The 8,692-nt window shown below is 35.0% G+C and carries 10 protein-coding genes and 1 pseudogene; 5 read left to right on the forward strand and 6 right to left on the reverse strand.

The window, feature by feature from the left end:
* Positions 1 to 257 precede the first annotated feature (257 nt).
* Positions 258 to 1,043, forward strand: a complete 786-nt coding sequence (locus RG571_RS11230; RefSeq protein WP_258430517.1) for a glucose-1-dehydrogenase — start codon at positions 258 to 260, stop codon at positions 1,041 to 1,043.
* 12 nt (positions 1,044 to 1,055) lie between these two features.
* Positions 1,056 to 1,907 (forward strand): GRP family sugar transporter, encoded by an 852-nt coding sequence (locus RG571_RS11235; protein ID WP_002338815.1) that lies wholly within the window; start codon positions 1,056 to 1,058, stop codon positions 1,905 to 1,907.
* Positions 1,908 to 2,030: 123 nt separating this feature from the next.
* Here the strand turns inward: RG571_RS11235 and RG571_RS11240 are convergent, their stop codons facing one another.
* Together RG571_RS11240 and RG571_RS11245 are read right to left on the reverse strand one after the other, a co-directional pair.
* The gene (locus tag RG571_RS11240) at positions 2,031 to 2,483 is read right to left on the reverse strand and encodes a helix-turn-helix domain-containing protein (RefSeq protein ID WP_002338814.1); all 453 of its coding nucleotides are present in this window, start codon (positions 2,481 to 2,483) and stop codon (positions 2,031 to 2,033) included.
* Between the two features lie 464 nt (positions 2,484 to 2,947).
* Complete coding sequence (locus RG571_RS11245; RefSeq protein ID WP_002294467.1) at positions 2,948 to 3,316, reverse strand: iron chaperone; 369 nt, start codon at positions 3,314 to 3,316, stop codon at positions 2,948 to 2,950.
* A 149-nt stretch (positions 3,317 to 3,465) separates the two neighbouring features.
* Here RG571_RS11245 and RG571_RS11250 point away from each other — a divergent pair, with 149 nt between their 5' ends.
* Together RG571_RS11250 and RG571_RS11255 are read left to right on the forward strand one after the other, a co-directional pair.
* Positions 3,466 to 3,948: a YbaK/EbsC family protein gene (locus RG571_RS11250; protein WP_002294466.1), complete on the forward strand. Its 483-nt coding sequence runs from the start codon at positions 3,466 to 3,468 to the stop codon at positions 3,946 to 3,948.
* A gap of 36 nt (positions 3,949 to 3,984) precedes the next feature.
* On the forward strand, positions 3,985 to 4,995 hold the full coding sequence (locus RG571_RS11255) for a S66 peptidase family protein (RefSeq protein ID WP_002306452.1): 1,011 nt from the start codon (positions 3,985 to 3,987) through the stop codon (positions 4,993 to 4,995).
* Between the two features lie 114 nt (positions 4,996 to 5,109).
* On the opposite strand, the gene RG571_RS11260 is transcribed toward RG571_RS11255, so the two are convergent.
* Positions 5,110 to 5,823 (reverse strand): hypothetical protein, encoded by a 714-nt coding sequence (locus RG571_RS11260; protein ID WP_002330950.1) that lies wholly within the window; start codon positions 5,821 to 5,823, stop codon positions 5,110 to 5,112.
* Between the two features lie 189 nt (positions 5,824 to 6,012).
* Positions 6,013 to 6,603: pseudogene (locus RG571_RS11265) on the reverse strand (type 1 glutamine amidotransferase family protein).
* Positions 6,604 to 7,056: 453 nt separating this feature from the next.
* Between RG571_RS11265 and RG571_RS11270 the strand changes: the two are divergent.
* On the forward strand, positions 7,057 to 7,956 hold the full coding sequence (locus RG571_RS11270; RefSeq protein ID WP_002338812.1) for an IS982 family transposase: 900 nt from the start codon (positions 7,057 to 7,059) through the stop codon (positions 7,954 to 7,956).
* A gap of 34 nt (positions 7,957 to 7,990) precedes the next feature.
* Here RG571_RS11270 and RG571_RS11275 read toward each other — a convergent pair whose 3' ends face one another.
* Both RG571_RS11275 and RG571_RS11280 read right to left on the reverse strand, forming a co-directional pair.
* On the reverse strand, positions 7,991 to 8,341 hold the full coding sequence (locus RG571_RS11275; protein WP_002296756.1) for a bacteriocin immunity protein: 351 nt from the start codon (positions 8,339 to 8,341) through the stop codon (positions 7,991 to 7,993).
* Complete coding sequence (locus RG571_RS11280; protein WP_002338810.1) at positions 8,341 to 8,559, reverse strand: leucocin A/sakacin P family class II bacteriocin; 219 nt, start codon at positions 8,557 to 8,559, stop codon at positions 8,341 to 8,343. Before RG571_RS11280 ends, RG571_RS11275 begins: the two co-directional genes overlap by 1 nt.
* Positions 8,560 to 8,692 lie beyond the last annotated feature (133 nt).

The following is an 8,692-nucleotide window of genomic DNA, read 5'->3' on the forward strand; positions in this document are numbered from 1 at the left end:
TTGTCACAGCCTTTTTTTCCAAATAAATGGTTTTTCAGAAGTAGCTTCTTCGGAAATAAGCCGAAATTTCTTGAAGCTGACCACTTCTGTCACAACCTCTTTCTTTATAGAAATAAAAGGACACTAGCAATTCATGAAAACGATTGCTAGAGCGTATCATTTGCTTTAGACTATATATCTTGGTGTACACTCACTTTAAGACGGAAATAAAAGTTATCCGTAATAACAGGTTTAGGTATGAAAAAGGAGTGGGTACTATGTATAAGGAATTAGAAAACAAAGTCGCAGTAGTAACTGGTGGCTCAAAGGGGATTGGAACAGCGATTGCTCAACGATTCGGGAAAGAAAAAATGAATGTAGTTGTCAACTATAACTCGGATAAAGAAGGAGCAGAAAAAGCAGTCAAAGCAATCGAAGAGGCAGGCGGAAAAGCAGTCTCTGTACAAGCAGATGTCAGTTCTGAAGAAGGAATACAGCGTTTACTTGATACGGCTTTAGAAAATTTTGGGACACTGGACGTTTGGGTTAATAATGCTGGGATGGAAAATCAGCATCCAACCCATGAACTTAGCCTTGAAGATTGGGAAAGAGTGTTAAAAGTCAATTTGACTGGCGTTTTTATCGGAACGAAAGCGGCTTTAAATTACTTTACAGAGAATAATAAAAAAGGAAATATCATCAATATGTCTTCTGTTCATGAACAGATCCCATGGCCAACGTTTGCTCATTACGCTGCTTCAAAAGGCGGGGTAAAATTATTTACCGAAACGGTAGCAATGGAGTATGCACCGAAGGAAATCAGAATCAATAGTATAGGCCCTGGCGCTATCCGTACACCTATTAATGCGGCAAAATTTGATGATCCTGAACAAAAAGAACTCTTGGAAAGTATGATCCCACTAGGACGCGTAGGTGAACCAAAAGAAATAGCGGCGACAGCTGCATGGTTGGCTTCAGACGAATCCAGTTATGTTACAGGTATTACACTATTTGCAGATGGTGGGATGACTTTATATCCTTCTTTCCAAGGTGGAAAAGGATAAGGGTGAATAAAAATGGGTTTATTGATTGCATTGATCCCGGCAGTTGGCTGGGGGATCCAGCCACTGATTTTGAAAAAGATTGGTGGCAGACCAACAAATGAGATATTAGGAACTGGTATTGGAGCGGTGCTTGTCGGCTTACTCGTTCAATTATTCGCTTCTCCAGCTGGTATTTCAGTGACTACATTTTTGATTAGTTTACTTTCTGGTGCATTTTGGGTTATTGGACAAACAGGACAGTATACATCTTTCAACTTGATTGGTGTTTCTAAAACGATGCCAATTTCGACTGCATTACAGTTAGTCGGAACCTCGTTGATTGGTGTCTTCGCTTTTGGAGAATGGTCTGGAAGTATGGGGAAAATCATTGGAGCAGCAGCAATCATTCTTCTTGTATTTGGTTCTGCTTTAACGGCAATCAGTGATGATCCTGGAAAAAAAGGCGGTATCACAAAAGGAATTAGTCTATTAGCATCAACAAGTATTGGTTATTGGGTATACAGTGCATTGCCTAAACTAGTTGATGCAAGCGGACTTTCCATTTTCTTTCCGCAAATGATCGGTGTCTTTTTAGGGGCAGTGATTTATGTGATTTTCCGTAAACCAACCGCATTTTCTGAAGACAAGAGTTGGAAAGCAACGATCGTTGGAGCCATCTTTAGTGTGTCAGCATTGGCTTATATTTTTTCAGCAAATGAAAATGGGGTTGCTACTGCATATATCATTACACAGCTAAATGTAGTTATCTCTACATTAGGCGGTATGTGCATCCTGCATGAAAATAAGACATCAAAAGAAAAAAAATTAACGATTATCGGATTATTGCTGATCGTAGTAGGAAGCATGGTTACGGTTTTTATTTGAGGATAAAGATGGTAAAATCTCATTTATTAAAAAAATATTTGTTTGAACCAAACAGTAAGTACTTATAAAAAAATAGCGCTAGAATTTCCAACATCTCTGGAATTTCTAGCGCTTTTTAATTGTTTAAGATACAAGGGAAATATCTGTCTGGATCAATAATTTTTCAATGATCCATTGACTAAAGTTTACGACATAATTGAAGTTACCACCGATTAGTATCTCCGCATGATTGTCTTTATAAAGATCGTATTGTAAAAGACGGTCTTTTTTATTTGCGTAAACATCGTTATGGTACTGGACTAATTGTTCTCGGAATTGATTGATTGCTGTAAAATCACGATACTGAAGGTTGAAACGCATCGTGATTGGTGCATTTAGCATGAATCGCTGCATTTCTTTTGCTGCTTCCTCTGCTTGATCTCCGTAAAGGAACTCAAAAAGATTACGTTCAGAAAATTTCCATTGCCCGCCAACCTTTGTTCCTTTTAGTTTTCCTTTATGAAGATAATTTCTGATAGAACGTGTAGTAACACCTAATTGTTCGGCTAATTCATTTACTGAGTAAAAATCTTTCAATGTTCACCCTCCTATGTGAATGGTTCTACTGACTTAGTTGATATTTGCTTAATCACGAAATGTAGAAAGAACGATTTTAATTAAGGTCATTGTAAAAATAAAGTCAGAAAATTCTAACTTTTCTTTCTCTAAAGAAATTCCTTCTCTCCTAAAGTGATATTATATTTAAATATACCTGAAAATAATGGGCAGTATTATGAAAGATCGCTGATATTTTCTCGTATTTTTTCCTTATTCAAAAGTTTTGCAGGAAAATTGCTGAAAAAATAATTTTACTAAGTGGAAAATTCAAAGCCATTCAATCAGTGATTTTTTTCAGCACAAGAAAGACTACTTATAAAAATAGCAGATACTTTGTCAATTAAGTGTTTAACCAGGGATGATAAAAAGGATAGGATTGAACAAAACCTGTATAAGGTGATGAATAGTTTCCTCGCCAGTAAAGGGTTTATTCGTATAAAGCTTTATCGCCAAAATTTATCATGACCTTTTTTATCTTCAATATTAAATGAAATCAATTGTTCAATCAATTCCCAGTTGATTACACTTTTCCAAGGAACTTTGATGACGTTATCCGTATATACGTAGCCTGCTTCTTGGATATTTTTTTCAAGGGCACGAATCGCTGCTTTTTCCGGTGCGATAGAAAAATGATTTTTAGCAAAACTAAATGCAATAATAAAGGTACCATGGTCAGTAAACATAGGTTGGTTCCATTTTACAGTTGTGTCTAGCTGGGGATACGTTTCTGTTATCTTAGCAAAAAGGTCTTTGATCTTTTGTTGATGTTCTTTTTCTTTGATCTGATTGATGATCGGCTGAAATTTTTCCATTCTAAAACGCCTCCATTAAGTGGTTTGATTTATTTTACCAGAAAAACAATAGTTATGTATAAAAAACGAACAAAACACAAGTAATGTTGTAACCGCTATATTTATATGATAAGATGTCTCAAATAATAAAATAGAAAAGAGACATAAAAATGATTGACTTGGCAAAGAAATTCTTACACGAAAATATATATTTTGAGTTGTATCATCATCGAGCCATTTATACAAATGAAGATGCTTTGGTAATAAAGAAAGAACAAGGATTTACAGGTACAGAGACCAAAAGCTTATTCTTAAAAGATAAAAAAGATAATAACTACGTATATCTGACTTTTACTACGAAACAAACGGATTTCAAAGCATTAGGGAAGATCGTCGGTAAAAGGCTTTCTATTGTTTCATCAGAACGCATGGAAGAACAAACGGGACAAAAGCAGGGCGCTGTTTCTCCGTTTGGTTATGAAAAACAGATTCCGATTATTATTGATGAAGAGCTCTTATCAAATGAAAAACTTGTTTTTGCACCAGGTAGACCAGATCAAACGATGGTCATCCAAACGGTTGACTTAAACAAAATCATCCAGCTACTTGAGATGCCGATATTTTTGATGCCGGCAAACGAAAAAAACAATTAACTAAGTAAAATAGTGCATACTTGGAGGTGAAGCAACATGATAAGTTATCCATTATTAGAAAGAAATGCAACGATTGGGGTTACTGCACCATCCTCAGGCGTATCAGAGGAACACCATTCGTTACTCGAATCAGCTTTAAAGAGAATGGAAGAAAAATCTTTCCAAGTAGTTACTGGAAAGACGCTTTGGACGCAAGATAAGGAAAAATCAGGTCCAGCAAGAAAACGAGCAGATGAATTCAATCAAATGATGCAAGATGAAAATATCCAAATGATCTTTCCGCCTTGGGGAGGAGAATTATTGATTGAGATTCTCGATTTTGTCGATTTTGATGCTCTACAACCAAAATGGATAGTAGGTTATTCAGATATTAGTACGTTGCTACTTGCTGTCACATTAAAAACAGGGATAGCCACTGCACATGGAACTAACCTTATTGATTTAAGAGGAGAGTACTTGGATGAAACGACAGCAATGTGGGAAAGTGTGCTGAAAACAAGAGAAGGAGAATCGATTCTACAGCAACCTTCTGAAAAGTATCAAAAAGAGTGGCCCCATGAGCATTCATCATCTTCTGTTTTCCATCTCACTGAACCAACAAATTGGCAATCAGTCAGCGGAGATGCAGTAAGGATGAAGGGACGATTATTAGGTGGCTGTATTGATACGATCAGGCATTTAATCGGTACCCCTTATGGAGATGTCCAATCTTTTAAAAGAAAGTATAATGATGGAAAGCCGATCTTGTGGTTTCTAGAAAACTGTGAGCTATCGTCAGTTGATTTAAGAAGATCACTTGTTCAGATGAAACTGGCAGGATGGTTTGATGGCAGCTCGGGGATCATGTTCGGTAGAAGTGCAGCAGAGGATTTGTTAGATTATAAAATGAAGGATGTATACGGAGATCTGTCAAAGGAATTAAAACTACCGATCTTGTATGATATTGATTGTGGTCATGTACCGCCACAACTGACATTGATCAATGGTGCCTATGCAGAAGTAGCGGTAGAAGATAGAAAAGCGACTGTTTTGCAAACGTTTATTTAAAAAAATTTTTCCTGCCTTGGAGTTTATCAAAGACCAACAAATCTAAATAGAAAAGAAAATGAAAGAAGCTGACAGTATTTTGCCAGCTTCTTTTTGTATGATCTATTAGAAATTTTAATTATCCATAACTATCACATTGATCAGCTGTTTCACATCATTTGGATTACCTGTAGGAATAGCTACTACAGATGCATTATCAATGATTTCTTGAGTTGTTTCTCTAATGAATGCTGGATAAGATGTTTGATCTGCAGGCATTTGCCAATGTGAAGGAACTGGATAACTAGTGATTGTCCCGTCATGGTTACTTGAATACACTAAAACTCCCTGGTAACTGTATTTCCCAGTGAGCATAATCACATCTTTCGGATAGACTGCACTCCCTGCATCATAAGGGGCGATAGGTGTTCCTGCAGGATAATGAATAACATGTAGTTCGAAATCACCCGATGTATCTCTAAAAGTATTACCTCTAATAGCTAGCCAAACACGCGCGTACTCAATTTGTAGATCAGAATATCCTGCTAACGGATCTATTGACTGAGAAGACTGTGAGGAAGTTGTGTCTATTGTTGAAGAAGAAATATTTGTCTCAACTGTACTACTAGATGTAGAAGAAGTATTGGGCTCTGAGACTTTACTGCTTGTTGAAGATGTATTCGTTTCAGTAGAAGCTGATTTCTGAGTACTTGATTTTTCAGCTGAACTGGTTTGTCTGATTGAACTTTTGTCTGTGGTCGCAGATGGATCACTATTTTCTTTACTAGGAGACGTACATCCTACAAGGAATAAAGAGACCAACAATAAAATAAAACCTAACTTTTTCATATAAAATACCTCATTATTTTTTTAATACCAGTATAGCATAATCCTGAATTTTTGAATCCGTAAAACCTTGTCTATGAATATAAATAGAGCGTATCTTCTTTGATAAATGTCAGAAAAAGTGTGACAAATAATCATCAGTAAAATTACTTGTCACACTATTGATAAGGAGTATTTAATTGAAGAGAATGATTAGGGGAAAGGATATCCGTACTTTTTATAGTAATCATAGAATCCGAGTTTGTATAGACGAATCGTTTTTTCTCTTATTTCTTCTGTTTAAAAATGGACTGCTTGAAGAATCAAGTCTGTGAATTCTATAGGAGCTGTTCCATTCGCAGTAATCAAATTACGATCTTTCACAGCTTGTTGTTCTATAAAATCTTCTTTATTCTGATAATTTTCCGATTCTAACCAAGGAAATTGCGCATTTCCGGTGTGTTTGTAACCTTGCAATAATCCGCTCTGAGCTAAATAATCAACTGCCCCACAAATAGCAGCTACTGGTACGTCTGTTTTTAACAATTTATCGATTATTTGATATAAATGATGATTTTTTATGTCCCATGAATTGCCACCGATCATAATAAAGAGGTCAACTTTTTCAGGTATTTGTTCGATTAAGTAATCGATTTTTGTTTTTAATCCTCCAATGGAAGCGACCTCTGATTGGATAGAAGCAGTTTTGTTTTGCCATTTCTCATTTTGGTTTAGTGTGCTAGTAATATAAGCACCTTCCCAATCGGCATATTCCTCTAATAGAAACGTAATCGCAGTTTTCATTTTCAAGCTCTCCTTTACTATCTATAACAAGGACAACAGTTTTAACCTACAGACATTCATTAAAATTGGGTAGCGACAGCGAAAACAACAATTCTTAAGTTTTAGACAGAGTATACAGACAGTCAACTTAATTAAATACGAACTAAATAAAAATGACAGGTAATCATTTTTGTTTACCAGCATTATAACATTTTGCATACATGGATGACAAAAGAACCAATTCCCACTTGCTTGAGTACAATATTAAAAGAAACTGGAAGGCAAAAAGTAATTATAGAAACGAAAAATAAATCATATCGGGCACTCAGACATGAAAACAACCCTAGAAATATATAACTAGGTACCCGTGGTGCTAGTTAATTTTTTCCTAGAGGAAAATGTCTAAACATGTTGGTAAATCAACAAAAAAACGCATATAGTAGTCTCAAAACTCCCAAGAAATGAGGACTACATATGCGTTCATCAAAATATACTGAACATTATACAGATACTTTTATAACATTCAAGGAAATTATGAGAACTGTTTCTAACATATACCACAATTGTGTACTAGATAAGATTAAAAACCGAAGAAATACTGATCAACTGAAGCAACGCGATACAGTGATTATTGCTTGTGTTATATGGGGCATAATTAATGGCTATACTAGCCAAAGAGCCACGTATAGAGCGGTTTGTTCCGTCTTATTTCCTAATGGTGACTTTCCTAGTAGGAGTCGATTCACTCGCTTAAGTTCAAACTTAGCTTACACTATCAAGATTATTCGATACTTTTTCATCAAGAAGCTCACCAAAGGTGAACTAGTCGGAATTATAGATAGTTTTCCTAGTCCATTATGTAAACCAGTTAGAAATAGACAAGCAAAAATATTGAATCAAATAGCCAAAGTTGGCTATAACTCAACAAAAAAATCTTATTTTTATGGTCTTAAAATTCATATGATCGTTACTAAGACTGGCTTTCCGATTACTTACTCAATCACGAATCCAGGTGTCCATGACGTGAAAGTGTTAGAGACTTTATCGGAAGAAGCGAATCTTCCCAATATCCTAGGGGACAAAGGATATATTAGCCATAAAATCCATGAAAAGCTTGCCCTTAAGGGCATTACTATATCCGTTCCGCCACGTAAAAACATAGATAAATCAGAAAAACTAGACCACAGCTTACTTGGAAAACAAAGAAAGACTGTTTTTTCTTCCTTAGAAAAATTAGGTTGTCAAAATTTCAACTCACGTTCTGTTAAAGGGCTAGAGAGTAGATTTGAAAGCATATTACTGGCTTACAGTGTTCTATTAAGTCGAGCACAACGACGTTTTGAAGGAACTTTGAGATATTCTTTAGGATATTAAAATTAACTAGCACCACGGGTTAGTATACTATATTTTATCGTTGAGGCATTGTTTCTGAATAACTATAAAATTGCGATTTATCTGTAAAGTTTGCTTTGTATTTACTATTAATTCCAGCTTTTTTAGAAATATCCCCTAATTCTATTAATAATTTTTCATCATTATCAATAAAGCGTATTTTATTATCAAAACCCACGATGTAAATATAATTAACTAATTTATTTACAAGAATTTCAGGATATTTTGCTGTATCAATTTTTTTATATACCTGAAATAAAACATCAGTAATATCTAATAATGCTTTCGTCTGATTAGGTCGTGTCATTAAACTATTGTATAATTCATGTATGACTTTTTTTGTGTGATCAATGTTTATTGAAGTCATTATCGTCCTCCACTAAAACTACCAAAAAGATTATCTCCCCAACGTTTTAACCCTTCTGACCATGATTGTCCCCAATTTACCCAACATTTTTCTTTGTTACAATAAAGACCATTTCTATAGTAAGTAGCTGCGTCAACGTCTATTCCTGTACCAATGCCAGCTAGACAAGTTCCTAATATTCCTAGAATAACACAATGTTTCAATACTTTCTTTTTCATAATCATTTTTTCCTTTTCGAATTTCTTAAGATTGCTTGTAATATTAAATATCATTAGTAATTTTATTATATAACATTTTATTATATAACAATGATTGACGTCATAAAAAGTAGCTTTGAATTCATAATCGTTT

The sequence above is a fragment of the Enterococcus sp. FR204 genome (assembly GCF_031143325.1).
GTDB lineage: Bacteria > Bacillota > Bacilli > Lactobacillales > Enterococcaceae > Enterococcus_B > Enterococcus_B faecium.

Bases quoted from the DNA above. Each gene is read 5' to 3' on its own strand.
- RG571_RS11250 (WP_002294466.1), top strand. From the start codon at position 3,466: ATGATTGACTTGGCAAAGAAATTCTTACACGAAAATATATATTTTGAG.
- RG571_RS11280 (WP_002338810.1), bottom strand. From the start codon at position 8,559: ATGAAAAAGAAAGTATTGAAACATTGTGTTATTCTAGGAATATTAGGA.
- RG571_RS11245 (WP_002294467.1), bottom strand. From the start codon at position 3,316: ATGGAAAAATTTCAGCCGATCATCAATCAGATCAAAGAAAAAGAACAT.
- RG571_RS11230 (WP_258430517.1), top strand. From the start codon at position 258: ATGTATAAGGAATTAGAAAACAAAGTCGCAGTAGTAACTGGTGGCTCA.
- RG571_RS11260 (WP_002330950.1), bottom strand. From the start codon at position 5,823: ATGAAAAAGTTAGGTTTTATTTTATTGTTGGTCTCTTTATTCCTTGTA.
- RG571_RS11275 (WP_002296756.1), bottom strand. From the start codon at position 8,341: ATGACTTCAATAAACATTGATCACACAAAAAAAGTCATACATGAATTA.
- RG571_RS11255 (WP_002306452.1), top strand. From the start codon at position 3,985: ATGATAAGTTATCCATTATTAGAAAGAAATGCAACGATTGGGGTTACT.
- RG571_RS11235 (WP_002338815.1), top strand. From the start codon at position 1,056: ATGGGTTTATTGATTGCATTGATCCCGGCAGTTGGCTGGGGGATCCAG.
- RG571_RS11270 (WP_002338812.1), top strand. From the start codon at position 7,057: ATGCGTTCATCAAAATATACTGAACATTATACAGATACTTTTATAACA.